Genomic DNA, 24,470 nt, shown 5'->3' with positions numbered 1-24,470 from the left:
CACGGGGAGTGCCTACAGGTGGCCACTGCGGAGCCGACACACGCCGACGACGCCGGTCGGGACCCGGGCGCGCGCCCGCGAATACAGCACGGCGACGGCGGCGGCCGGGACCACGGCGGGGCGCCGGCGCCTCCCGCGTCCCGGCTCCGCTCCGCAGCGCGGGCGCTGCACGAGTGGGCCGCGGTGCGCCACCCCGTGCTCTTCGTCACCGGTCTGGCCGGGGTGCTGCACATCGTCTGGTTCTTCACCTTCGCGAACAGCGGCGGTGACCTGGCGGCGCAGGACGCGTGGGCGGAGTTCGTCGGCCGCAACCCCGGCAGCGCGTACAACCTCGCCTGGTACGGCGGCATGCACCCGGTGTCGTACAGCGTGGTGTCGCCGTACCTGATGTCGGTCCTCGGTGTCCGCACGACGATGATGCTCGCCGGCACGGTCTCCGCCGGGCTGCTGACGCTGGTCCTGGTGCGCAGCCGGACGGTGCGCAACGTGCTGCCGGCCGCGCTGACGGGCCTGTTCGGGCTGCTGGGCAACGCGGTGTCGGGGCGGGTGACCTTCGGACTCGGCACCATGTTCGCGCTGGGCGCGGTCGCCGCGGTGTTCTGCTGGCCGCACCGCTGGCGGTACAAGCGGTGGGCGAAGGCCGCGTGCGCGGCGCCGCTGGCGGCGCTGTCCACCATGGCCTCGCCGGTCTCGGGCCTGTTCGTGGGTCTGGTGGCGGTGGCGCTGTTCCTGTCCCGGCGACGGCCGGGTGCCTGGACGCTGGGGGTGCCGCCGAGCATCGTGGTGGCGCTGTCGGCCTGGTGGTTCCCGTTCTCCGGGACCCAGCCGATGTCCTTCGGTTCGGCGAGCCTGCCGCTGGTGTACGCGGCGCTGGTGGCGCTGCTCGTGCCGCGGGAGTGGGTGACGGTACGGATCACGGCGGCGGTGTACGGCCTGTCGGTGCTGCTGGTGTGGCTGATCAGCTCGCAGATCGGCTCGAACATCACCCGGCTGTCGATGCTGTTCGCGGGGGCGGCGCTGGTGGCGGCGCTGCCGTTCACGGTGCCGCGGTCGCGCAAGTGGTTCGCGCTGGTGCTGGCGATCGCCGGTTTCTTCGTGTGGATCGGCGTCAAGTCGGTCAACGACGTCGTGCACACCACGCCGCGCGCCTCGTGGGCGCGTGAGCTGGCGCCGCTGGTCAACGAGTTGCAGGAGGTCGGCGCCGAGCGCGGCCGGGTGGAGGTCGTCCCGGCCCGCTCGCACCGCGAGGCCTCGGCGCTCGACACGTACGTGAACCTGGCCCGGGGCTGGAACCGCCAGGCCGACATGGAGCGCAACCCGCTCTTCTACGACGACACGCTCAACTCGGCGAACTACCACGAGTGGCTCAAGCGCTGGGCCGTGCACTACGTGGTGCTGCCCAAGGACGAGCCGGACGGCGACGGCGGCCGGCGGGAGCGGGAGCTGGTGCAGCGGGGGCTGCCGTATCTGAAGCAGATCTGGGGCGACGCCAACTGGCAGCTGTTCGAGGTGCGCGACCCCTCCCCGCTGGCCGAGCCGCACGCGGTGGTGGAGCAGGCGGCGCAGGAGCGGTGGACGATCCGGGTGCAGCAGGCGGGTCGCATCCTGGTGCGCATGCCGTACTCGCCGTGGCTGAGCCTGGTCGACGCCGACGGCGAGAAGCTCCCGCCGCCGCAGGAGACCGAGGCGTCCGAGGACCGTCCGGAGGGGGAGCCGAAGGAGTACGACAACGTGCACGGCTGCCTGATGGAGACGGAGGAGGACGTCCACGGCGACCGGTGGACGGTGCTGCTCGCCCCGGAGCCGGGCACCTACCGGCTGACGGCGCCCTACGACGTGCCGCGCGGGACGCCGTGCCCCAAGGAGTGGCGCTGAGTCCTCAGGAGTGGCGCTGAGTCCTCCGCCCCTGGTCGACGCGGGGAGGAGGCGGGGACGATCACACCTCGCAGGCGTTCACATCACTGAACGGTAGTCATCTCGCAGAACATTTTTGCTCGCCCTTGACCCTCCCCTTGCTTGTCGTGCCCGCGTCGACGCGCCGACGATGAGCGGGCTGTTCACATGACGGACCCTGGGAGGGGGCACATGAACAGTCTCGACTGGGCCGTGCTCATCGGCTACTTCGCCGTGATGGTCGCCATCGGCCTGTGGTCGCACAAACGCGTCGACGACGTCAGCGACTTCTTCACGGCCGGCGGCAAGATGCCCTGGTGGCTGTCCGGCATCTCGCACCACATGTCGGGCTACAGCGCGGTGATGTTCACCGGGTACGCGGGCATCGCCTACACCTACGGCGTCACGTCGTTCGTCACCTGGTCGTTCCCCATCGCCCTCGGCATCGCCATCGGGTCGAAGCTGTTCGCGCCGCGCATCAACCGGCTGCGTTCCCGGCTGCACGTGGCCTCCCCGCTGGAGTACCTGAAGAACCGGTACGACCTGCCCACCCAGCAGGCGCTCGCCTGGTCCGGCATGCTGCTGAAGATCGTGGACGTGGGCGCGAAGTGGGCGGCCATCGCCACGCTGCTGTCGGTGTTCACCGGCGTCTCCCTCAACCAGGGCATCCTCATCACCGGCGTGGTCACCGGGATCTACTGCACGATCGGCGGCCTGTGGGCGGACGCGCTGACCGAACTGGGCCAGTTCGTCATCCAGTTGCTGGCCGGGCTGGCGATGTTCTTCGCCGTCCTGGTCGAACTCGGCGACCATGGCGGCTTCTTCGGCGTCTGGGACGAACCGGAACTCCAGGGCCACGCCGAGCCGCTGGTCGGCCCCTACGGCACGGTGTTCCTGCTCGCCTTCCTGTTCATCAAGCTCTTCGAGTACAACGGCGGCATGCTCAACCAGGCCCAGCGCTACATGGCCACCCCCACCGCGCGCGAGGCCGAGCGGTCGGCGCGGCTGTCGGCGGTGCTGTGGCTGGTCTGGCCGCTGGTGCTGTTCTTCCCCATGTGGATGTCGCCGCTCCTGGTGGAGTCGCAGAAGGCGGACGGCTCCGACTCCTACGCCCTGATGACCGAACAGCTCCTCCCGCACGGCCTGCTGGGCCTGGTCATCGTCGGCTTCTTCTCGCACACCATGGCCATGTGCTCCTCCGACGCCAACGCGATCGCCGCGGTGTTCACCCGGGACGTGGCGCCGGTGCTGTGGGCGCGGGCCCGCGCCTGGAGCGACCGGTCCGGCCTGCTGGCGGCGCGGCTGACGACGGTCGTCTTCCTCGCCCTGTCGATGGCGGTGGCCACCCAGGTCAACTCACCCGCGTTCAAGGACATCATCACGGTCGTCATCAAGTGGGTGGCCGGTCTGATGGGCCCGATCGCCATCCCGATGATGCTCGGCCTGCTCCGCCCGTTCCGCCGCTCGGGACCGACGGCCGCGCTCACCAGCTGGGCCGCCGGTCTGCTCGCGTTCTGGCTGGTCAACTACCCGGTCCACTGGAGCGTCGAGGGTGGCGTACCGCTGGAGTACCAGGTGTCGATCCCGCTGGCGGTGTCGCTGGTGCTCTACGTCCTGATCGGCTACCTGAAGCCGGAGGACACCCCGGAGCGGCTGGCGATCATCGAGCGCGTCAACACCGACGGCGACGGCCCCGGCTCGACGGGAGCCGCGGCGGCGGTCCCCGCTCCCGCGGGCCGGCGCGCCTAGGGCAGCAGCAGGGACAGCACCGTGCCGTCCTCGAAGGTGACGAAGAGGGCCCCGCCGTGCACCAGCCCGCTGGTGGGCGGCAGGCCGCCCTCCCCGCCGTCCCGCTGCGGCCAGCCGCTGAAGGTGGACGGGATGCCGCCGACGCCGTCGGCCAGCTCCAGCAGCCGTACGCCGTCCCCGTCGGCCGTGACCACCTTGTCCCCGGCCATCCGCGCGACGCCGTCGCCCGACCACGGCTCCGCCCACCGCACCCGGCCCGTGGCGAGGTCACGGGCGGCGAGTTCCGCGTCGAAGCCCTCCGAGGTGCTCCTCCTGGTGAACAGCAGCGTGCCGTCGCGGCCGACCGCCACGGGGCGGCCGGCCAGGTCGGCGGGGGTGGCCGGCTTCAGCGTCCGGCCGTCGCGGACCCCGGACGGACAGGTCACGTACGCGGTGTCGGCGGCCAGGGGCGCGCACCGCTCGGAGGCCTGGGCGAGCGTCCTGCCGGTCGCCGGGTCGAGGGCGAGGGTCGTGGTGCGGCCGTGGAGGTGCACCCGGTCGTCGGCGGCCTCCAGGGAGCCGGGGTCCGCCCCGTCGACGCGGCGTTCCCACAGCTGCTCGCGGTCGCCGGTGGCGGAGTAGGCGCGGAGCAGGGTGCCGTCGCCGTCCCCGTGGGCGGCGAACAGCCGGTTCCCGCCGACGCGGAGCTTCCGCGGCGGGTCCCCCTGCGCGGCGCCCACGGTGGCCGCGGGCTCGCCGTCGGACAGACGCAGCACGCTGATGCCGTCCCGCTCCGGCGACGACGCGTAGGCGTACGCGCCGTCCACGTCCGGTTCGGCCACGTCGGTCCCGGCCGTCGTGCCGTCGGCCGGGTAGCGCCACAGGAAGGCGCCGTCGTCGGCGTTCCGCGCCTCCAGCGAGACGCGGCCCTGCTCCTGGTGCAGCCGGCACACCAGGGTGGTGTCGCTGAGCAGGCAGCCGCGCGGCTCGCCGTCGCTCTCGAACCGGGCCTGCCAGGGGGACCAGTCGCCCGACAGCTTCGAGCGGTCCAGCGCGTCGGGCCCGAAGTCACCGATGTCGCTGCTGACGAGCACACCCGGCGCCGCCCCGGCGGTACGGTCCGGTCCCTCGGCACCGTTCCCGCCTCCGCCCGAGCCGTCGGCACCGCCGCCGTCGAGTACGGACAGCACCACGGCCGTGGCCACGCCGACCAGGACTCCGGCCGTGATCCCCGCCGCCCAGCGGAGACGGGCGGACCGGCGCGGTCGGGGCGGGGCGGTGGCCGGGGACGCGGGCCCGGGGGCCGGGTGCGGCGGCGGGGTCTCGGCGGCCGGGCCGGGCGGGCGCTGCGGAGCGGGCGGTGCCAGCAGGGCCCGGCCCACCGCCGTCTCGTACTCGCCGATCAGCCGTGCCACCCCGTCCGGCCAGGGGAAGGCACCGGTGCGCGGTGCGGGGGCCACGCCGGGCCGGGCGTTTGCGGCGGCCGGGTCCAGGTCCCGGACGAGCTGGGTGGTCGTCGGCCGGGCGGCCGGGTCGGGTGCGAGGCAGCGGGCGACGAGGTCGCGCAGTTCGCCGGGGACGTCCGTCAGGTCGGGGCGGCCCTGGGCGATGCGGTGGACGATCGCGGCCAGTTCGGTGTCGTGGAAGGGACCCCGGCCGGTCGCGGCGAAGCACAGGACCGCGCCGAGGCAGAACACGTCCGACGCGGCGGTCACCGACCGGTCGCCCGCGACGTGTTCGGGCGACATGAAGCCGGGCGAGCCGACCATGATGCCCGTCGCGGTCAGCGCGGTGGCGTCGTAGGCCTGGGCGATGCCGAAGTCGATGAGGCGGGGCCCGCGGGCGCCCAGGACGACGTTGCCCGGTTTCAGGTCCCGGTGCACCAGCCGCGCCCCGTGCACGGCGGCCAGTCCGCGGGCCAGGTCGGCGCCGAGTTCCCTGACCACCGGCGCGGGCAGCGGGCCGACGCGGTCCACGGCCTCGTCGAGGGGCGGTCCGGCGACGTACTCGGTGGCCAGCCACGGACGTTCGGCGTCCGGGTCGGCCGCGACCAGCGCGGACACGTACGGGCTGCGCACGGCCCCGGCGGCCTCGGCCTCCCGCCGGAAGCGCAGCCGGAAGTCCGGGTGCAGCTCCAGGTCCCGGCGGACCGTCTTCAGGGCGACCAGGTCGTCGGGGCCGCCGTCGGGCGGCAGGGCGAGGTGCACCGTCCCCATGCCGCCGGAGCCCAGGCCGCCGAGGAGACGGTAGGGGCCGGTGTCGTAGGGGGCGTTGGCGTCGAGCGGGCGCAGCACGTCGGGTCTCCAGTCCGGGGCTTCGGCGGGGCGGTCAAACCCTCGGCAGTTCGAGGGACCGTACGGTGCCGTCGTGGAAGGCGAGGTAGAGCACCCCGCCGAGCGAGATGAGCTGCGGCGCCCACGTGTCGAGGGCGAAGCCCGCGTCCGTGAACCGGTGCGCGTTCCCGGGGGCGTCCTCGATGCGGTGGCGCTCGCGGTCGCCGCCGCCGCGCGGCTCGGTGTACAGGTACTCGTTGTCCACGGTCACCGGTGTGCCGCCGACGGTGGAGGTCACCGTGTACCTCGCCTCGTCCGGCAGGGGGCCGCCGTCCGGCGACGGGGTGGGGGACGGCGGCGGTGCGTCGTCCACCGGCCGGAGCGTCTTCTCGTCCAGCGTCACGGTCGTGTCGCCGGTGATGCACAGCACCCGGCCGCCGGTCGCCCGGACCCTTTCGCAGCCGCCGCCGTCCTCGTCGGCGTAGTGGGTGGCCTTGCCGGTCCGTGCCTCGAAGCCGATCAGTCCGCGGTCGGTGCTGGCCAGGACCCGGCCGCCCGCGACGTCCCACGCCATGTGGTGCGAGCCGACCGACGAGATGCCGCTCTGCGTGGAAACCGTCCGCTTCCACAGCGCTTCGCCGGTGTCCGCGTCGAAGGCGTGGACGGTGACCCCGCCGTTGCTCTGTCCGGTGAGGAACACGGCCCCCTCCCCCACGAGCACGTCGGCCCTGGGGGCTCCCTCGGCCTCCGGCATGTCCGCCTCCCAGCGGACTTCGCCGTCGGCTGCGGACCTGCCCCGCACCTTGCCGCTCGCGTAGGACACCACCAGGTCGCCGTAGACGACGGGCTCCTTCGCCACGCCGGGGAGTATCAGGCCCAGGAGGGGGTGCTGATGCGCCTTCGAGCCGGGCGCGGTGGACGCCGCCCGCCAGCGGAGCCTGCCGTCGGCGGCGCCGACCGCGGCCATGCCGCCGTCCAGCATGCGGCACACCAGGACCTCGGCGCCGAGGGAGCAGCCGGTGGGCCGGCCGGGCAGTTTCGCGGTCCACGCCTTCCAGCCGTCCGGGCGGGCCGACGGGTCGGCGGGGAAGGACCGGTCGCCGTCCACGCCCGTCTCGTCGAGACCGACGGGCCGCTCCGGTTCGGCCGAGGCCGGCGCCGAGCCGGACGCGGCGGGCGAGGGGCTCCCGCCGCCGGCCTCCGGGGCCCCGTCGCCCTGCACCGCGCGCAGCCCGAACGCCCCGAGCACGCCGACCGCCACGGCGGCGGCGAGCACCGTCAGGACCGTGCGCCTCGGCATGCGGGCCGGGCGCGGTGGCGGTCCCGGCGGGGGTGCGGGCGCCGGTCCGGTGACCGTCTCGGCGCTGTGGACCGGGGCGGCGCCCGGCATCGTGGGGACCCGGCCCGTCGCCGGTGCCGCATGGGCCAGGACGCGTGCGAGATCCGCCTCGTACCGCTCGACCAGGGCCTGCACGGCCGCCGGCCAGCGGACCCCGTCCGCCGGTGTCGCCGCCGATGCCGCGTCGGCCCTTTCGCCGGGCCCCGCGTCGGCCCGCTCGCCCGCCGCCGCGTCCACCGCCGCCCGGAAGCGCGCTTCGAGGGCGACGGCGTCGGGCCGGGCGAACGGGTCGGCGTCCAGACAGTCCGCGACCAGCTCCCGCACCCGCTCGGGCACCGCGCTCAGATCGGCGTCGGCCTGCGAGATGCGGTACAGGACGGCGGCCACCGGGCCGTCGCCGAAGGGCGTCCCGCCCGTCGCCGCGTAACACACCACGGTGGCCAGGCAGAAGATGTCGGACGCGGCGACGACGTGACGGCCGCCCAGGACATGCTCGGGCGACATGAAGCCGGGCGAGCCGACCATGGCGCCCGTCGCCGTCATCGTGCTGGCGCCGAAGTCGCGGGCGATGCCGAAGTCGATGACCCTGGGGCCGTCGGCGGCCAGCAGGACGTTCGCCGGTTTCAGGTCGCGGTGCCGGACCCGGGCGTGGTGGATGCCGCGCAGCGCACGGGCGAGGCCGAGCCCCAGGCGGAGCACGGTGCCGACGGGTAGCGGGCCCGTCTCCCGGACGGCGCGCTCCAGCGTCGGTCCGGCCACGTACTCGGTGGCCATCCAGGGCCGGCCGGCCTCCGCGTCCCCGGCCAGCAGCCGTGCGGTGGACCGGCCCTCGACCGTGCGCGCGGTCTCGATCTCCCGGCGGAACCGGTCCCGGAAGGAGGCGTCACCGCCCACGTCGGCCCGCATCACCTTGACGGCGGCCAGCCGCGGCCCGGCGCCGGACGGATCGGGGCGCACGTCAGCGCCCAGAAACACCTCGCCCATGCCGCCGGCGCCGAGCCGGGCGAGAATCCGGTACGGACCCACCTGACGCGGTGCTCCCGCGTCGAGCTCAGCCAGCATGCCGCCCCCCTGTCGGTCTCACGCCGCCCCCCTTGCCGGTGATCCACTTTCACATCCCCGGGCATGACGCGTCCACAGCACATCCGCACCGCATCACACGATCGCGACGGCATCAGGACTTCGGCGTGACACGTCCGCGCGCGTCCGTGCGCATTTGCGCGCGTCCCCGCGCGGCCAGGGGCCTGTCCGAAGATTCCCGTCGCCGGCCCGGAGGTCGCGGGGCAGGCGGGAATCGTCCGACAGGCCCTAGGCCCTCGGGTACCGGGCCAGCCAGCCCGGTGACGACCCGGTCGGGCCGTGCAGGGCGGGGCCCTGGGTCATCTCCATGGCGAAGTCGTCGGCCAGCTCCAGGATCGTCGGCCGGCCCTCCAGCTCGGCCAGCCAGCCCGGCGGGAGGGCCGTCTCACCGTGCAGGGCGCCGAGCAGTCCGCCCGCGAGGGCTCCGGTCACGGCCGAGGGGCCGCCGTGGTTGACGGCCAGGCGCAGTCCGTGCCGGACGTCCTCGCCGACGAGGGTGCAGTAGACGGCGGCGGCCACGGCCCCCTCGGCGGTGCCCTCGCCGACCAGCCCGGTGACGCGGTCGGGCGTGGGCAGCCCCTGCCGCACGGCACCGAGCGCGTGCTGCAACGCCTCCGACACCGGCTGGTGCCCGGGCCGGGCGGCGAGCAGCGCGAGGGCCCGCTGCACGGCCCCGTCGAGGCTCTCCCCCCGGGCCAGCCCGTGCACGATCACGGCGTACGCCCCCGCCGCCAGACCGGCCGTGGGGTGGCCGTGGGTCTGGGCCGCGCACTCGACGGCGAGCTGGGCGACGAGCTGCGGTTCCCAGCCGACGAGCAGCCCGAAGGGCGCCGACCGGGCGGCGGCCTCCGGTCCGGGCTCGCCGGGGTTCTTCGGCACGTCCGGCGTGCCCATGACCTCGTCCCCCAGCCCGAGCAGCAACGCCCGGGCCGGGTCCCGCCGGGCGTACAGCCACTCCTCGCGGGCCAGCCAGCCGTCGTCCTTGCGGCGCTCGTCCGGGCCCCAGTCGTGCTGGGTGGCGAACCAGCGGCGGTAGGCCCGGTGCAGGTCGGTCGGCGGGTGCCAGGCGCCGGTGTCGCGGCGCACCTGGGCGCGGATCAGCCCGTCGACGGAGAAGAGGGTGAGCTGCGTGAGGTGCGTGACGGCGCCGCGCCGCCCGTAGGCGGAGGCGAGGTCGGCCAGTCCCTCGGCGCCGTGCGCCTGCCGGATCGCGTCCAGGTCCAGCCCGGCGAGGGGCGCCCCGAACGCGTCCCCGACGGCCACGCCGAGCAGGGTCCCGCGCACCCGGCTGCGGAAGTCCTGCTGTTCGGCGCGCCCCCAGACGGCACCGGCTGCCCCACCGCCCACCCCGACCTCCCGGTGCCCCGTCCGTCCGCAGTCGCCAGCACTGTAATCGAACGGACGCGGTCGGTTCAGGGGGACGGGACGGCCGGCTCCGCGGCGAGCCGCTGCACCTCCGTACCACCGCGTCCGGCTACCCTCCTGCGACGTACTCCCGGCTCGGCCCCCGGGGTTCTTTGGTCTTCTGGCGTCGCGCCCGACCGGGTCACGCCCCGCCGCGACCCGGTGCCAGTTCCGCCCAGACCGTCTTGGCGGGGGCGGGTGTCCGGTCCACGCCCCAGCGGTCCGCGTACGCCGCGACGATGTGCAGGCCCCGGCCGCCCTCCCGCCCCTCCACCGGGTCCTGGAGACACGGGACCCGGTCGCCCCGGGCGTCGGTGACCTCGATACGGAGGGCCCCGGCGTCCATCAGGTGCAGGCCCAGCCGGAAGTCGCGGCCCGGCACGCGGCCGTGCAGCACGGCGTTGGCGGCCAGTTCGGCCACCACCTGCACCGCCTCCTCGAACGGCAGCCCCCAGGCGCACAGTTGGCGTTCCGTGAGCAGCCTCGCCAGCCGGGCGCCGCGCCGCGTGGCGGACAACTGGACGGTGAACGTGGTGATCCGGGGGAGCAATTCGTGACTCATGTCACCCAGCGTGGCCATCCGTCCCTACTCTGAACAGCGAAGACCTCGGTACGGAGCGTCACTGTCCGTGCGCCCGCCGTGGTCGTACGGGTCGTACGTCAGGAGGGGTGAGAGGTGGAGGACGAGGAGGCCATGGCCGTACTCAGGGCGGTCGGGCGGCAGATCAAGGTGTGGCGTGAGGCCGCCGGACTACGGCAGGCGGAGCTCGGCGCCGCGATCGGGTACGGCGAGGACATGGTCTCGTCCGTGGAACGGGCACGACGGATTCCCCAGCCCGACTTCCTCGACAAGGCCGATGAGGTGCTGGGAGCGGAAGGCAAGCTCGCCGCCATGAAGGAGGACGTGGAGAGGACCCGGTACCCGAAGAACGCACGGAACCTGGCGAAGCTGGAGGACGAGGCCGTCGAGCTGGGGGCCTACGACGGCCTGAACATGGACGGCCTGCTGCAAACACCGGAGTACGCGCGGGCCCTGTACGCGATGAGACAGCCCGTGTACACCGAGGACGAGATCGAGCGTCACGTGGCCGCCCGCTTGGCACGGCAACACGTCTTCGAGCGGACCCCGCCACCGTTCCTCTCCTTCGTCCAGGAAGAGGTGACGTTGCGGCGGCCCGTCGGGGGCAGAATGGTCCTTCGACGCCAGCTCGAACACCTGCTGGAGATCGCGGAGTTGCGCCACGTCGAGATCCAGGTGATGCCGACCGACAGGGAGGAACACTCGGGAATGATGGGGCCGCTACGGGTGCTGAAACTCCGGAACGGCAAGACCCTGGGGCACTCGGAGGGCCAACTCTTCAGCCGCGTGATCAGCGAGCCTCGAGACGTCCAGGTGCTGGAGATGCGCTATGGCATGATCCGGGCGCAGGCCCTCTCGCCCCGGGAGTCACGGGGCTTCATCGAGAAAGTGTTGGGAGAAGAGACATGACCCCCGGCCTGGAGTGGCGCAAGAGCAGCTACAGCGGCAACGACGACTCGGCCTGCTTGGAAGTCGCCATATCCCCCATCACCCCATCCGCCACCATCCACGTCCGCGACTCCAAGATCCGGGACGGCGCTCACCTCTCCTTCACCGCCGCCAGTTGGACCCGGTTCCTCACGCTCACCACGGAACCGTGATGCCGCGCCCCCTGCCGCTGGCCGCCACCCTGCTCACCGGCACCGTCGCCCTCTACATGACGCTCGTCGCCTTCGGGAACATCACCGACTTCGGCACCAACCAGCAGTTCGTCCGCCATGTGCTCGCGATGGACACCACGTTCAAGGACGAGGACCTGATGTGGCGGGCGATCACCACGGAGTGGATCCAGGACGCGGCGTACGTCGCGATCATCGTGTGGGAGACGCTGGCCGCGCTCGTCCTGCTCTACGGCACGTGGCTGTGGGCGCGGAAGGACGTGCCGGGCGCCCGGCGGTTCTCCACCTACGGGCTGCTGATGGTGATGCTGCTGTTCGGCGCCGGGTTCATCGGGATCGGCGGTGAGTGGTTCGCGATGTGGCAGTCGGAGAACTGGAACGGGCTGGAGGCGGCGACGCGGATCTTCCTGCTGAGCGGTGTCGTGCTGATCGTCGACCACCTGCCGTCCGCCGGCGGCGAGGTCACTCGACGACCGTGACCGTCGTCCCCTTCGTGCCGAACGCCCACAGCGCCTCGCCGTCCGCCTTCTGCACCCGGATGCCGCCCGTCTTGGCGCCCGGGTCGGGGGGCGGGGGCGAGGAGCCGTCGACGGCGTTGGAGAAGCCCACCGAGATCCCGTCGGCCAGGGCGAAGTAGACGATGTGCTCGACCTGCACCCCGTCGGAGCCCGTCGTCGCCTCCCGGCGGCTGCCGATCGTGTAGGTGCCGGGCGCCGGGTCGATCGTGCCCGGCCAGACGGCGAAGCTGCGCCGGGCCGCGTCACTGGCGTCCACCAGCCACACCCGGTCCTGGGCGAGGGAGTAGACGATCCGGCGTCCGGTGCCGGAGCCGTCCGGCACCGCGGCCGGCGCGGACTCCCGCGGGGTGGGCTGCGCCGACGCCGACGCGCTCGGCCGGGCCGCCGCCGCGGGGGCCGGCCGCGGACCCTGGTCGGCCTGGACGGCCAGGACCGCCACCGCCGCGATCGCCCCCACGGTCAGACCGGAGACCCAGGCCCACGAGGGAAGTCGGGCAGGCACGGCACGCATCTCCTCAGCTACGAAGAACCCCGACACACCGGGGGTCCGATCATCGTACTGTGCGCGCCGTGCCCGTCTCGGGCCCCGCCCGTCTCAGTCCAGCACCGGCAGCAGCTCCGGCAGGTGGCCGTCCGACGCCTGCGCCGTCCGCCGCCGTTCCTCGGGGACCTCGCCGTAGAGGGTGGTGCGGGGCCTGGCGGGGCGGCCGGCCGCCTCGGCGACGGCGATCAGGTCCTTGACGGACTTGTACGAGCCGTAGGAGGAGCCCGCCATGCGGGAGATCGTCTCCTCCATCAGCGTGCCGCCGAGGTCGTTGGCGCCGGAGCGGAGCATCTCCGCGGCACCCTCCGTGCCCAGTTTGACCCAGCTTGTCTGGATGTTGGGGATGTGGGGGTGGAGGAGCAGCCGGGCCATCGCGGTGACCGCGCGGTTGTCGCGCGTCGTGGGGCCGGGGCGGGCGATGCCGGCCAGGTAGACGGGTGCGTTGGTGTGGATGAAGGGGAGCGTGACGAACTCCGTGAAGCCGCCCGTGCGCTGCTGGATCGACGCCAGCGTCCTGAAGTGGCCGAGCCAGTGCCGGGGCTGGTCGACGTGGCCGTACATCATCGTCGAGGACGAGCGGATGCCCAGTTCGTGGGCCGTCTCGACGACCTCGATCCAGGTCGCCGTCGGCAGCTTGCCCTTGGTGAGGATCCAGCGGACCTCGTCGTCCAGGATCTCGGCCGCCGTGCCCGGGATGGAGTCCAGGCCGGCTTCCTTGGCCGCGGTCAGCCACTCGCGGATCGACAGGCTGGTGCGGGTGGCGCCGTTGACGACCTCCATCGGGGAGAAGGCGTGCACGTGCATGCCGGGGACGCGTTCCTTCACCGCCCGCGCGATGTCGAAGTACGCGGTGCCGGGCAGGTCGGGGTGGATGCCGCCCTGCATGCACACCTCCACCGCGCCGACGTCCCAGGCCTGCTGGGCGCGGTCGGCGACCTGTTCCAGGGAGAGGGTGTAGGCGTCGGCGTCGGTGCGGCGCTGGGCGAAGGCGCAGAACCGGCAGCCCGTGTAGCAGACGTTGGTGAAGTTGATGTTGCGGGTGACGATGTAGGTGACGTCGTCGCCGACCGCGGACCTGCGTACGTCGTCCGCCACCTTGCACAGGGCGTCCAGCGCCGGGCCGTCGGCGTGCAGCAGGGCGAGGGCCTCGTCGTCCGTGAGCTTGGTCGGGTCGTCGGCGGCCGTGGCCAGCGCCGCGCGGACGTCGGTGTCGATGCGCTCCGGTGCCATGCCGGGCGCGGCGGCCTCGCGCAGGGCGCCCCAGTCGCCGTACACCTCGTCGAAGTCGTCGCGGCGGTCGCCGGTGCGGCCGTCGGTGTCGATGGTGCGGTGCAGGTCGGTGCGGCCGGTGGCGGTGAACACCTCGTCCGGTTCCTGCCAGGGGCGGCCCTCGACCACGGCGTCCGGGCGGGCGAGGCCCGTCTCCGGGTCGGCGAGCGCCGTGACGTGCGGGCGCAGGCGCGGGTCCAGCCAGGGCTCGCCGCGCCGGACGAACTCCGGGTAGACGCAGAGGCGTTCGCGCAGCTCGAAGCCCGCGGCGCGGGACTTGGCGGCCAGTTCCTCGATCTGCGGCCAGGGGCGCTCGGGGTTGACGTGGTCGATGGTCAGCGGGGAGACCCCGCCCCAGTCGTCGATGCCGGCGCCGATCAGGCGCGCGTACTCGGCGTCGACCAGGTTCGGCGGCGCCTGGAGGCAGGCCGAGGGGCCCATGATGTGCCGGGCGACGGCCACCGTGGCGACCAGGTCGTCCAGCTCCGCGTCCGGCATGCCGCGCATCGCGGTGTCCGGCTTGGCGCGGAAGTTCTGGATGATCAGTTCCTGGATGCCGTGGTAGGCGCGGGAGACCTTCCGCAGCGCGAACAGGGACTCCGCGCGCTCCTCGTGGGTCTCGCCGATGCCGATGAGCAGCCCGGAGGTGAACGGCACCGACGAGCGGCCGGCGTCCTCCAGGACCCGCAGCCGCACCGCCGGTTCCTTGTCCGGGGAGCCGTGGTGGGGGCCGCCGGGCTCGGACCACAGGCGGGTCGCGGTCGTCTCCAGCATCATCCCCATCGACGGCGCCACCGGCTTCAGCCGCTGGAAGTCCGTCCAGGTCAGCACGCCCGGGTTGAGATGCGGCAGCAGGCCGGTCTCCTCCAGGATCCGGACGGAGACGGCGCGGACGTAGGCGACGGTGTCGTCGTAGCCGTGCGCGTCGAGCCACTCGCGCGCCTCGGGCCAGCGGTCCTCGGGCTTGTCCCCGAGGGTGATCAGGGCTTCCTTGCAGCCGAGCGCGGCACCGCGCCGGGCGATGTCCAGGACCTCGTCCGGCGACATGAACATCCCGTGCCCGGCCCGGCGCAGCTTGCCGGGCACGGTGACGAAGGTGCAGTAGTGGCACTTGTCCCGGCACAGCCGGGTCAGCGGCACGAAGACGCTCTTGGAGTAGGTGATGACGCCGGGGCGGCCCGCCGCCTCCAGGCCCGCGTCCCGCACCCGGGCGGCGGAGGCGGCCAGGTCGTCCAGGTGCTCGCCGCGGGCCTGGAGCAGCACCGCGGCCTCGGAGACGTCGAGGGCGACGCCGTCCCGGGCGCGTTTGAGGGCGCGACGCATGGAGTTCTCGGTGGGGCGGCCGGTGGGGCCGGTGGAGCCGGTTCCGGAGGTCGCGGAAGTCGTCATCCTTCGAGCATACGAGCGGTGTGATCAACCGGTCCCGGCACCGCCCCCGCCCCCCCGGCCCGGCCCCCGGTCCGGCCCCGGACGGACGCCGGACGGACGCCTGCCCAACCCCGTTGCCTTTCCCGGGGATTCACGGCTCAATACCAAGGTTGCACGCACCACCCCTGCACCACCCATGCCAGGTCATCGCGACGCCTTGGGAGCAGCAGCATGTGCGAGGAACACCACGCCGGTGACACGTCCGGAGTCGGCAGACGCGCCCTGTTCGTGACGGGGGCCGCCGCCGCGCTTACGTTGGGAAGCGTGAGCTTCGCGGCGGCCGAGGGCCGGGACCGGCAGACGAGGACCCTGCGCGGCACCCTGCCGCCGGGGGCACCGGACTTCGTGTACGTCCCGGTCGACGTCCCGCGCGGGGTGCGGGAGATCCGGGTCTCCTACACCTACGACCGGCCCGCCGTCCCGGCGGGCACGCAGGGCAACGCCCTCGACATCGGCCTCTTCGACGAGCGCGGCACCGAGCTGGGCGGCCGGGGCTTCCGCGGCTGGTCGGGCGGGGCCCGCTCGGAGTTCTTCGTCCGGGCAGACGACGCGACGCCCGGCTACCTGCCGGGTCCGGTGCGGCCGGGCACCTGGCACATCGCCCTCGGCCCGTACACCGTGGCCCCGCAGGGCCTGTCGTACGAGATCACGGTCACGCTGGTGCACGGCGAGCCCGGCGAGACCCCCCGGCCGGCGTACCCGCCCGAGCGGGCCGCGGGACGGGGACGGGCCTGGTACCGGGGCGACTGCCACCTGCACTCCTGGTACTCCGACGGCCGCCGCACCCCCGCCGAGATCGGGGCGCTGGCGCGGGCGGCCGGGCTGGACTTCATCAACTCCGCCGAGCACAACACGCACGCCGCCCACGCCCACTGGGCGGACGTCGCCGGCGACGACCTGCTGGTGCTGCTCGGCGAGGAGGTGACCACCAGGAACGGGCACGTCGTCGCGCTCGGCACCGACCCGGGCACGTTCGTGGACTGGCGCTACCGGGCCCGCGACAACCGCTTCGGGCACTTCGCCCGCCGCATCCGCCGCGCGGGCGGCCTGGTGGTCCCGGCCCACCCGCACGCCACCTGCATCGGCTGCAACTGGAAGTTCGGCTTCGGCGAGGCCGACGCGGTGGAGGTGTGGAACGGGCCGTACACGCCCGACGACGAGGTCGCGCTGGCCGACTGGGACGGGATGCTGACCGCGTCGGTGCGGGACGGGCGGGGCTGGGTCCCGGCGATGGGCAGCAGCGACGCCCACCGGGACCCGGACGTGGTCGGGCGGCCCCAGACCGTCGTCCTGGCCGAGGACCTGACCCGGGAGGCGATCCTGCACGGCATCCGGGCCGGCCGGTCCTACGTCGCCGAGTCGGCGCGGGTGTCGCTGGCGTTCACCGCGTCCGGCGGGCGCGGCGGGCACGCCGGCATCGGGGAGCGGCTGCGGGTGGACGGCGACGACCCGGTGACCGTCCGCCTGGAGGTGAGGGGCGCCCCGCGCTGCACGGTCCGCTTCGTCACCGACCAGGGCGTGCTGTTCACCAGCGCCCCGCTGCCGGTGTCGGGCGAGGGCGTCGTCGAGTGGCGGACGACCGCCTCCTACGCGGCGTACGTCCGTGCGGAGGTGCGCCACGAAGCGGCGGCCGGCCCGCTGCCGGGCGCGCTGGCGGCGTTCACCAACCCGGTCTTCCTCGGCCGGCGCTGACGCCTGCGCGGGTTCTAAGGGACCAGGTCGGCGACGACCGCCGCGTGGTCCGACGGCCACACCCCGTCGACGGGTGCCGCGCCCGCCCGCCGTACCGCGCGGACGCGGCCCAGGCCGGCCGGGCCGGGCGGTCCGACGCGGATCTGGTCGATCCGCACACCCGGCTCCCCGAGGCAGGCGATGTACGGGTTGGCCGGGTCCCAGGTCGCGGACGGGGCGGCCGGGTCGGCGTACTCCCAGGCGTCGAGCAGCACCAGGCCGGGCACGGCGGGGGCGGTGCGGTACCCGCCGAGCAGGCGCATCTCGTCGGAGTCGGGCCAGGCGTTGAAGTCGCCGGTGACGACGGGCGGGAAGCCGGTGCCGTGCCGGTGGGCGTCGACGAACCGGGCGAGTGCGGCGACCTGCTCGCAGCGCACCGCCGAGGCGTGCACGGGCGAGGTCAGGTGGGCGGTGAAGAACGGCACCGGGTGGCCGGGGGCGTCCAGCCGGGCGTACAGGGCGAGCCGCCCGTCGTCCAGGTCGGCGGGGGCGGGCAGGCGCAGCACGGCCTGCTCCAGCACCGGACGGCGGCTGAGGACCGCGTTGCCTATGCCGACGGTGTCGTCGCCGATGCGCCGCTGCCAGCGCCCGGGGGCGGGCGAGGGGGCCCAGGCCCAGTGCAGGCCCAGCTCGTCGGCCAGCCACCCGGCGAGGTTCTCGCCGCCCGCCTCCCACACCTCCTGGAGCCCGACGACATCGGGGTCCAGGTCGCGCAGCACCGCGAGGATCGCCTTGCGCCGCTCCTCCCACGGACCGAACCGCCACCACAGGTTCCAGGTCACCACCCGCACGCCCGCACCACCCGTCTCTGTCGTCTCCGTCGTCTCTCTCGTCGTATCCGCTCGCCCTACCCCGCAGGTTTTCCGGAGAACATGGAGCGACACGAGACGGGAGCGTGAACACCTCATGTCCAGAACGCCGTCCCCCGCCGAACGCAAGTACCGGGCCGTCACGGCCTTCCAGCGCCGGATCGGCAACCCGGTGCTGCGCCGGCTGCCCTTCCAGACCCTCCTGGAGACGACAGGCCGCGTCTCCGGCCTGCCCCGCCGCACACCCGTGGGCGGGCGCCGGGTCGGGGACTCCTTCTGGCTGGTGTCGGAGTTCGGCGGGCGCTCGCAGTACGTGCGCAACATCCAGGCCGACCCGCGCGTGCGGGTGCGGGTCCGGGGCCGCTGGTACCGCGGCACGGCCCACCTGCTGCCCGACGACGACCCCGTGGCCCGGCTGCGGACGCTGCCCCGGCTGAACAGCGCGGGGGTGCGGGTGATGGGGGCCGGGCTGCTGACGGTGCGGATCGATCTGGAGGTTCGCTGACGTGCCGTCACTTCCGGTGCCGTCCCGGCCGGATGGGGAGGGCCTGTGAGAGGGATGTGTCCCGTCACGTTTCGGCCTGTGATCGGCGTCTCGCACGGCTGACGTGGTCGCCATGGGCAGGGCAAACTGACAGGGTTGCTCAGGATGTCTAGGGGGACGACGGCATGGACGGTGAACCGCGGGTCCCGGAGCAGCGGCACGCCGGCGGCACCTCGCCCGAACCGGCGGCGCCCCTGCGTTTCGGTGTGCTCGGCCCGGTGCGTGCCTGGCGCGGCGAGGAACCGCTGGCCACCGGCTCCCCCCAGCAGCGCGCACTGCTGGCCGCCCTGCTGCTGCGCGAGGGCCGTACGGCCACGGCGGCCGAGCTGATCGACGCCCTGTGGGGCGAGGAGCCACCGTCGCAGGCGCTGGCGGCGGTACGGACGTACGCGTCCCGGCTGCGCAAGGTGCTCGACCCCGGCGTGCTGGTGAGCGAGTCGGGCGGGTACGCCGTGCGCGGACCGGCCGACGGCGCCCTGGACCTGGCCGTCGCCCAGGACCTCGCGGCGCGGGCGGAGAAGGCCAGGAGCTCCGGTGACCTGTGCCAGGCGCGGGAGACCCTGCGCCGGGCGCTGGCCCTGTGGGACGGCGAGGCGCTGGCCGGCGTCCCCGGCCCGTACGCGGAGGCGCAGCGGGTGCGGCTGGAGGAGTGGCGCCTGCAACTCCTGGAGTCCCGCCTGGACATGGACCTGGAGCAGGGCTGCCACGCCGAGGCGGTCTCGGAACTCACGGCGCTGACGGCGGCACACCCGCTCCGCGAGCGCCTGCGCGAACTGCTGATGCTCGCCCTGTACCGCAGCGGACGCCAGGCGGAGGCCCTGGCGGTGTACGCGGACACCCGGCGGCTGCTGGCGGAGGAACTGGGCGTCGACCCGGGCCCCGCGCTGCGCGAACTCCAGCAGCGGGTGCTGCGCGCGGACCCGGCCCTGGCGGAACCGTCGTCCCCCGCGGCGGAACCGGCGGCGGCCCCGGTCCGCCCGGCCCAGCTCCCGGCGAGCGTGCCGGACTTCACCGGGCGGGCCTCCTTCGTCCGCGAACTGAGCGACGTCCTGGCGTCGGCGACCGGCGCCGAGGGCCAGGTGATGGCGGTGTCGGCGCTGGCGGGCATCGGCGGCGTGGGCAAGACGACCCTGGCGGTGCACGTGGCCCACGGCGCGCGGGCCGCCTTCCCCGACGGGCAGCTGTACGTCGACCTCCAGGGCGCCGGCGCCCGCGCCGCCGAACCGGAGACGGTCCTCGGCTCCTTCCTCCGCGCCCTGGGCACACCGGACGCGGCGATCCCGGACACGCTTCAGGAGCGGGCGGCGCTGTACCGGTCGGTCCTGGACGGCCGCCGGGTCCTGGTCCTGCTGGACAACGCCCGCGACGCGGCCCAGGTCCGCCCGCTGCTGCCCGGCACGGCGGGCTGCGCGTGCCTGGTGACGTCGCGGGTCCGCATGGTGGACCTCGCCGGGGCGCACCTGGTCGACCTGGACGTGATGTCGCCCGACGAGGCGCTGGCCCTGTTCACGAAGATCGTGGGCGAGGAGAGGGTGGCCTCGGAGCGGCAGGCGGCCCTGGACGTGGTGGCGGCGTGCGGCTTCCTGCCGCTGGCGATCCGCATCGCGGCGTCCCGCCTGGCGGCGCGCCGCACCTGGACGGTGTCGGTCCTGGCGGCCAAACTGGCGGACGAGCGCCGCAGACTGGACGAACTCCAGGCCGGCGACCTGGCGGTCAAGGCGACCTTCGAACTCGGCTACGGCCAGCTGGAACCGGCCCAGGCCCGCGCCTTCCGGCTGCTGGGCCTGGCCGACGGCCCGGACATCTCCCTGGCCGCGGCGGCAGCGGTCCTGGACCTCCCGCCGGAGGAGACGGAGGACCTGCTGGAGTCCCTGGTCGACACGTCCCTCCTGGAATCGGCGGCCCCGGGCCGCTACCGCTTCCACGACCTGGTACGCCTCTACGCGCGTGCCTGCGCCGAACGCGACGAACACCCCGTCGGCGAACGCGAGGCGGCCCTCTCCCGCCTCCTGGACTTCTACCTGGCGACGGCGGCACGGGTGTACGCCATCGAGCGGCCGGGGGACCGGCTGGTGGACGACCTGGAACCGACGCGGTATCCCGGCATGCGTTTCACCTCCGGTTCCGAAGCGCTGGACTGGCTCTACAGCGAAGCCGCGCCCGTCCTGGCCTGCGTACGGCAGGCGGCGGGCACGGACCGCCTCAGGCGTGCGGTCGATCTGCTCTGGGCGGCCAAGGACTTGACGGAGTCAGGGGCCAACTCCCACCAGTACGAGACGACGGCCAGGGCCATGTGCGACGCCACCCGCGCGGCGGGAGACGTCCGCGCCGAAGGGAGAGCGCGCACGACCCTCACCAACGTCCTGCTCGTCTACGGGCGCATCGAGGACGCGGAGGAGGAGGCGCACAGCGCGATGGAGCTCGCGACCTCGGCACAGGACGCGACCGCGGTCAGCTGGGTGGCGAACGACCGGGGGCTGATCTGCCTGCACCAGGGACGCCACGCAGACGGCGAAACGCTGTTCAAGCAGGCGATCGAGGGCCATCGGGCCGCGGGCAACCGACTCGGTGAAGCGGTGACACTGGCCAACCTCTCGCGGGCCTACCTGGGCATGGACGACGTCTCCAGGGCGGTGGCCATCGCACGGCACAGCCTGACCGTCCACTCGGAGCTGGGCAAGCCCATGCGCCGGGCCAGCGCGCACTTCGCCCTGGGGCTGGCGCTGGCCAAGGCCTGCCGCCACGACGAAGCGCTCGGACAGTTCACGGACGCCCAGAACATCTTCAGCGAACACCGCCAGCGGCTCTGGGTCGGCAACACCCACTTCCGGATCGCGGAGGTGCACTTGGCGGCCGGCGAGCCCGCCCTGGCGGCTCAGCATGCCGATCAGGCGCTCACGTTGGGTTGTGTCGGCGGGGACAGGATGCGAGGCAACATCGTGTCCCTCCTGGGCCGGGCACTGTCCGCGCTGGGACAGGCCGACCGGGCCAGGGCGTGCTGGCGGGACGCGCTCCGCCTCTACGAGCAGAGCGGCGCCGTCGAAGCGGCCTCCGTGCGCGCCTTGTTGAGCCCGGACCCGGCCGGGTGACCGGACTGCTCCAGCAGTCGGGGGCGGACGTTCAGCATTCGTTTATCCCGGTCCGGCACTCTCGAATCAGTCGGACCGTCGCGTCGGGGGGCAGGCGGTCCGGAAGGAGCCCGACAGGCTAGTGTGCGGCTCCGAACGCCCGTCCGGTGACCCTCGGGGGAGTTTCCGGGCGGGCGTTCCCGACTCGTCACGAACGCAGAGGAAGCCGACCCATGAGCGACGCGAAGAAGGACACGGACGCCACCACGCAGGACAACAGCATGCCCGCTCCGCCCAAGGACGGCGGCGCGACCACGCAGGACAACAGCATGCCGACCGAGCCTGCCAAGAACGAGGGCATCACCACGCTGGACAACAGCATGCCCGCCCCGCCCGCCCTGGACCGCGACGGTCAGTAGACCCACTCCCCAGCGGGGGTCGGCCGCGGCGGCGCGGAGGGGGAGCCGCCGCGGCCGATGCATGCCAAGAGGCGGGGCCCGGAGATGATTCCGGGCCCCGCCTCTCGTCACGGGATCACGCGCAACTGAAGTCCGAGGTGAGGATCAGCAGCCTGGTCGCTCCCGTCATCCGCACCGATCGAACCATCGCGTACATGACCTCACCTCCTTCGATGAGCGCATGCCTCCACGATACTGACGGTCTGTCACAGACAGGTCATCGTGACGCCACAACCGCGTATCCGCGGCAACCGCGCGCCCCGGTCACGCCGTGCGCGCCGTGCCCGTCCCCTTCTCCGCGTCCAGCGCGTACACGCACCGGTCCTTGCTGCACGCGTACACGATCCCGTCGCGGACGACCGGGGACCCGGTGATCTCCCCGCCGGTCGCCAGCTTCCAGCGCAGCCGGCCGTCGTCCGCCTTGAGCGTGTAGAGGAGGTGGTCCGTGGAGCCGAAGTGGATGCGGCCCTCGGCCACCGCGGGAGCGCCGACGATGTCCCCGCCGGCCTGGAAGCGCCACTTGGGCGTGCCGGTGACCGCGTCGAGCGTGTACAGGCCCTTGCCGCTGCCGACGTGGACGTGGCCCGCGGCGACCAGCACCGGGTCGGTCGAGGTCCGGGACTCGGTGGCGATGCGCCAGCGGTCCCGGCCGTCGGACGCGTCGAGGGCGTAGACGGTGCCGAGGTAGTCGGCCAGGTAGACCCCGCCGCCGGCGACGGCCGGGCCCGGCACGAAGGCGGGCGGGGAGAGGAAGACCGCCGGTGCCTCGAAGTGCCATTTGACGTGGCCGCTGCCCACGTCCAGGGCGAGGACGCGGGTGCCGGCGGAGACGTACGCGTAGCCGTCGGGCGCCTGCGCCACCCGGACCGGCACACCGCCGCAGGAGGCCGCGTCGCCGATCGGGTACGACCAGCGCTCGTCGCCCGTACGGGCGTCCAGGGCGCGCAGCCGGGCGTCCTGCCAGACGTACACCGTGCCGTCGTGGAGCACCGGGCCGGCCTCCGGCGACTCGAAGTCGGTCTGGCAGCCGGTGATCTCCCACAGCTTCTGGCCGCCTGCGGCCTCCCAGCCCTGGACGCCGCCGCCGCGGGTGCCGGTGACGACCGTGCCCCGGCCGGCCTTCAGGGAGTAGACCCAGGCATCGGTCTGGAGGCGCCACAGGTCCGTGCCCTCGCGCGCGTCGAGCGCGAAGAGGGTGGGGCCGTCGGAGGCGTGCACCCGGCCGTCCGCGACCGCCATGGACCAGGCCACGTCCCGGGTCTTGAAGCGGCGGCGGCCGGTCGCCACGTCCAGGGCGTGCACCTCGAAGGAGGTGACGTAGACCAGGTCGCCGGCGACGGACGGGGTGCCCCAGACGTCGTTGGACATCCGGAAGCGCCAGGGACGCCAGCCGGTGGCCGCCGCTTCCGGGGGCACGGCGGGGGCGGGCGGCGCGGGCGGTGCGGCGGCGGCGCCGGCGGGGTCCGCGCCATTGACGCCGGGGCGCGGCCTGGACCAGGAGCCGGCCAGGGCGGCCTCCGGGGGCGGCGCCTGCACGGCGGCGGCGCGCATGGCGGCGGCCCGGGGGCCGGGGCCGATGGGCACGGCGGCGCCGGCCAGCCGCACGGGCCCGGTGTCGGGGGCGCCGACCGCCGCGGGCACCGGCGCGGCCTGCGCCGCGGCATCCTGCGCGGACGCCGGGACGACGGGGTCGTGCGCCGGCGGGGGCGGTACGGCGGGCGGGCGGTGACCGCCGCTGCCGCCGCTCCGGGCGCCGCCGTGGGCGGTCTTGGCGGGCGGGCGGCCGTTGCGGCGGGCCTCGATCAGGCTCACCGCCCGCTCGGGCAGCCACGCCGACGCCGTACCGCTGTCGTCGGAGCCGGAGCCGAACAGGTGCGGGGCCAGCTGCGCCTGGAGGTCGGCCGGGCTGGGGCGGGCGGCGGCCTCCATCTGCATGCAGGACTCGATCAGCGGGCGCAGCTCCTCGGGCAGACCGTCCAGGTCGGGGCCCTCGCGCAGCAGCATGAACACGGTCTCGACGGGGTTGGCGCCGTGGAAGGGGGCGTGCCCGGTGGCGGCGAAGACGAGGGTGGAGCCGAGCGAGAAGACGTCGCTGGCGCCGGTGACGCTGCGGGAGTCCTTGGCCTGCTCCGGGGACATGTAGGCGGGCGTGCCGACGGCGACGTTGGTCATCGTCAGACGGGTGTTCGAAACACCCGAGGCGATACCGAAGTCGATCACCCGGGGGCCGTCCTCGACGACCAGGACGTTGGACGGCTTGAGGTCGCGGTGGACCAGCCCCGCACCGTGGATCGACTGGAGGGCCTCGGCGACGCCGGCCGCCAGCCAGCGCACGGCCTGGGCCGGCAGCGGCCCGCACTCGTTCACTATCTCCTCGAGGGAGGGCGCGGGCACGTACGCGGTGGCCAGCCAGGGCACGGCCGCGCGGGGATCGGCGTCGACCACGGCCGCCGTGTAGAAGCCGGAGACCGCGCGCGCCGCCTCCACCTCCCGGGTGAAGCGGACGCGGAACAGCTGGTCCTCGGCGAGTTCCGTCCGGACCGTCTTGATCGCCACGCGGCGCCCGGACGCCGACCGCGCGAGATAGACCAGCCCCATGCCGCCGGCCCCCAGCCGTCCCAGCACCTCGAACGGCCCGATCCGCCGAGGATCGTGCTGCGTCAGCTGATCCACCACTTGCCTGCCA

Annotated in this window: 17 protein-coding genes; 9 read left to right on the top strand and 8 right to left on the bottom strand. The window is 74.0% G+C overall.

Going from position 1 to position 24,470, the window contains the following annotated elements; genetic code table 11:
• The first annotated feature begins 18 nt into the window (after positions 1-18).
• The gene (locus tag ACZ45Q_RS16540) at positions 19-1,875 is read left to right on the top strand and encodes an MFS transporter (protein WP_468261028.1); all 1,857 of its coding nucleotides are present in this window, start codon (positions 19-21) and stop codon (positions 1,873-1,875) included.
• A gap of 210 nt (positions 1,876-2,085) precedes the next feature.
• Positions 2,086-3,642, top strand: a complete 1,557-nt coding sequence (locus tag ACZ45Q_RS16535) for a sodium:solute symporter family protein (protein WP_468261025.1) — start codon at positions 2,086-2,088, stop codon at positions 3,640-3,642.
• On the opposite strand, the gene ACZ45Q_RS16530 is transcribed toward ACZ45Q_RS16535, so the two are convergent.
• From ACZ45Q_RS16530 to ACZ45Q_RS16515, 4 genes are all read right to left on the bottom strand, one after another.
• The gene (locus ACZ45Q_RS16530; protein WP_468261022.1) at positions 3,639-5,915 is read right to left on the bottom strand and encodes a protein kinase domain-containing protein; all 2,277 of its coding nucleotides are present in this window, start codon (positions 5,913-5,915) and stop codon (positions 3,639-3,641) included. The genes ACZ45Q_RS16535 and ACZ45Q_RS16530 overlap by 4 nt on opposite strands.
• Before the next feature lie 34 nt (positions 5,916-5,949).
• Positions 5,950-8,295, bottom strand: coding sequence for a protein kinase domain-containing protein (locus ACZ45Q_RS16525; RefSeq protein ID WP_468261020.1), 2,346 nt, complete (start codon positions 8,293-8,295; stop codon positions 5,950-5,952).
• A gap of 246 nt (positions 8,296-8,541) precedes the next feature.
• Complete coding sequence (locus tag ACZ45Q_RS16520; RefSeq protein ID WP_468261017.1) at positions 8,542-9,660, bottom strand: ADP-ribosylglycohydrolase family protein; 1,119 nt, start codon at positions 9,658-9,660, stop codon at positions 8,542-8,544.
• 199 nt (positions 9,661-9,859) lie between these two features.
• Positions 9,860-10,279 (bottom strand): ATP-binding protein, encoded by a 420-nt coding sequence (locus tag ACZ45Q_RS16515; RefSeq protein ID WP_468261015.1) that lies wholly within the window; start codon positions 10,277-10,279, stop codon positions 9,860-9,862.
• 114 nt (positions 10,280-10,393) lie between these two features.
• On the opposite strand from ACZ45Q_RS16515, the gene ACZ45Q_RS16510 reads away from it, so the two are divergent.
• The 3 genes from ACZ45Q_RS16510 to ACZ45Q_RS16500 are packed head-to-tail and all read left to right on the top strand — an operon-like array spanning position 10,394 to position 11,894.
• On the top strand, positions 10,394-11,206 hold the full coding sequence (locus ACZ45Q_RS16510) for a helix-turn-helix domain-containing protein (RefSeq protein WP_468261012.1): 813 nt from the start codon (positions 10,394-10,396) through the stop codon (positions 11,204-11,206).
• Positions 11,203-11,397 carry a DUF397 domain-containing protein gene (locus tag ACZ45Q_RS16505; RefSeq protein ID WP_468261010.1) on the top strand — a complete coding sequence of 65 codons (195 nt, stop codon included), beginning with the start codon at positions 11,203-11,205 and terminating at the stop codon, positions 11,395-11,397. The genes ACZ45Q_RS16510 and ACZ45Q_RS16505 overlap by 4 nt, the downstream gene beginning before the upstream one ends.
• Entirely contained in the window at positions 11,397-11,894 is a 498-nt protein-coding gene (locus ACZ45Q_RS16500) for a DUF2165 domain-containing protein (RefSeq protein WP_468261007.1), read from the top strand. Before ACZ45Q_RS16505 ends, ACZ45Q_RS16500 begins: the two co-directional genes overlap by 1 nt.
• Here the strand turns inward: ACZ45Q_RS16500 and ACZ45Q_RS16495 are convergent.
• A complete protein-coding gene (locus tag ACZ45Q_RS16495; RefSeq protein ID WP_468261004.1) occupies positions 11,878-12,444 on the bottom strand; it encodes a hypothetical protein in 567 nt (188 codons plus the stop codon). The genes ACZ45Q_RS16500 and ACZ45Q_RS16495 overlap by 17 nt on opposite strands.
• Before the next feature lie 84 nt (positions 12,445-12,528).
• The gene (locus ACZ45Q_RS16490) at positions 12,529-15,135 is read right to left on the bottom strand and encodes a bifunctional FO biosynthesis protein CofGH (RefSeq protein ID WP_468261002.1); all 2,607 of its coding nucleotides are present in this window, start codon (positions 15,133-15,135) and stop codon (positions 12,529-12,531) included.
• Between the two features lie 210 nt (positions 15,136-15,345).
• Between ACZ45Q_RS16490 and ACZ45Q_RS16485 the strand changes: the two genes are divergently transcribed.
• The gene (locus tag ACZ45Q_RS16485) at positions 15,346-16,866 is read left to right on the top strand and encodes a CehA/McbA family metallohydrolase (RefSeq protein WP_468260999.1); all 1,521 of its coding nucleotides are present in this window, start codon (positions 15,346-15,348) and stop codon (positions 16,864-16,866) included.
• 14 nt (positions 16,867-16,880) lie between these two features.
• Here the strand turns inward: ACZ45Q_RS16485 and ACZ45Q_RS16480 are convergent, their stop codons facing one another.
• Complete coding sequence (locus tag ACZ45Q_RS16480; RefSeq protein WP_468260996.1) at positions 16,881-17,696, bottom strand: endonuclease/exonuclease/phosphatase family protein; 816 nt, start codon at positions 17,694-17,696, stop codon at positions 16,881-16,883.
• Positions 17,697-17,811: 115 nt separating this feature from the next.
• Here ACZ45Q_RS16480 and ACZ45Q_RS16475 point away from each other — a divergent pair, with 115 nt between their 5' ends.
• From ACZ45Q_RS16475 to afsS, 3 genes are all read left to right on the top strand, one after another.
• Complete coding sequence (locus tag ACZ45Q_RS16475; RefSeq protein ID WP_468260993.1) at positions 17,812-18,219, top strand: nitroreductase/quinone reductase family protein; 408 nt, start codon at positions 17,812-17,814, stop codon at positions 18,217-18,219.
• A gap of 164 nt (positions 18,220-18,383) precedes the next feature.
• Positions 18,384-21,347, top strand: a complete 2,964-nt coding sequence (gene afsR / locus ACZ45Q_RS16470) for an SARP-family global regulator AfsR (protein WP_468260989.1) — start codon at positions 18,384-18,386, stop codon at positions 21,345-21,347.
• A 212-nt stretch (positions 21,348-21,559) separates the two neighbouring features.
• Positions 21,560-21,745 (top strand): regulatory protein AfsS, encoded by a 186-nt coding sequence (afsS, locus tag ACZ45Q_RS16465; protein WP_468260986.1) that lies wholly within the window; start codon positions 21,560-21,562, stop codon positions 21,743-21,745.
• A 303-nt stretch (positions 21,746-22,048) separates the two neighbouring features.
• On the opposite strand, the gene afsK is transcribed toward afsS, so the two are convergent.
• Positions 22,049-24,460 carry a protein serine/threonine kinase AfsK gene (gene afsK, locus ACZ45Q_RS16460; RefSeq protein ID WP_468260983.1) on the bottom strand — a complete coding sequence of 804 codons (2,412 nt, stop codon included), beginning with the start codon at positions 24,458-24,460 and terminating at the stop codon, positions 22,049-22,051.
• Between the last annotated feature and the right edge of the window lie 10 nt (positions 24,461-24,470).

The organism is Streptomyces sp. NPDC031049 (genome assembly GCF_055571015.1).
This window is presented reverse-complemented; position numbering and strand designations above follow the sequence as displayed.

Coding starts and splice junctions, on each gene's coding strand:
- ACZ45Q_RS16535 (WP_468261025.1), top strand. CDS start 2,086: ATGAACAGTCTCGACTGGGCCGTGCTCATCGGCTACTTCGCCGTGATG.
- ACZ45Q_RS16525 (WP_468261020.1), bottom strand. CDS start 8,295: ATGCTGGCTGAGCTCGACGCGGGAGCACCGCGTCAGGTGGGTCCGTAC.
- ACZ45Q_RS16515 (WP_468261015.1), bottom strand. CDS start 10,279: ATGAGTCACGAATTGCTCCCCCGGATCACCACGTTCACCGTCCAGTTG.
- ACZ45Q_RS16505 (WP_468261010.1), top strand. CDS start 11,203: ATGACCCCCGGCCTGGAGTGGCGCAAGAGCAGCTACAGCGGCAACGAC.
- ACZ45Q_RS16500 (WP_468261007.1), top strand. CDS start 11,397: ATGCCGCGCCCCCTGCCGCTGGCCGCCACCCTGCTCACCGGCACCGTC.
- ACZ45Q_RS16495 (WP_468261004.1), bottom strand. CDS start 12,444: ATGCGTGCCGTGCCTGCCCGACTTCCCTCGTGGGCCTGGGTCTCCGGT.
- ACZ45Q_RS16490 (WP_468261002.1), bottom strand. CDS start 15,135: ATGACGACTTCCGCGACCTCCGGAACCGGCTCCACCGGCCCCACCGGC.
- ACZ45Q_RS16485 (WP_468260999.1), top strand. CDS start 15,346: ATGTGCGAGGAACACCACGCCGGTGACACGTCCGGAGTCGGCAGACGC.
- ACZ45Q_RS16475 (WP_468260993.1), top strand. CDS start 17,812: ATGTCCAGAACGCCGTCCCCCGCCGAACGCAAGTACCGGGCCGTCACG.
- afsR (WP_468260989.1), top strand. CDS start 18,384: ATGGACGGTGAACCGCGGGTCCCGGAGCAGCGGCACGCCGGCGGCACC.
- afsS (WP_468260986.1), top strand. CDS start 21,560: ATGAGCGACGCGAAGAAGGACACGGACGCCACCACGCAGGACAACAGC.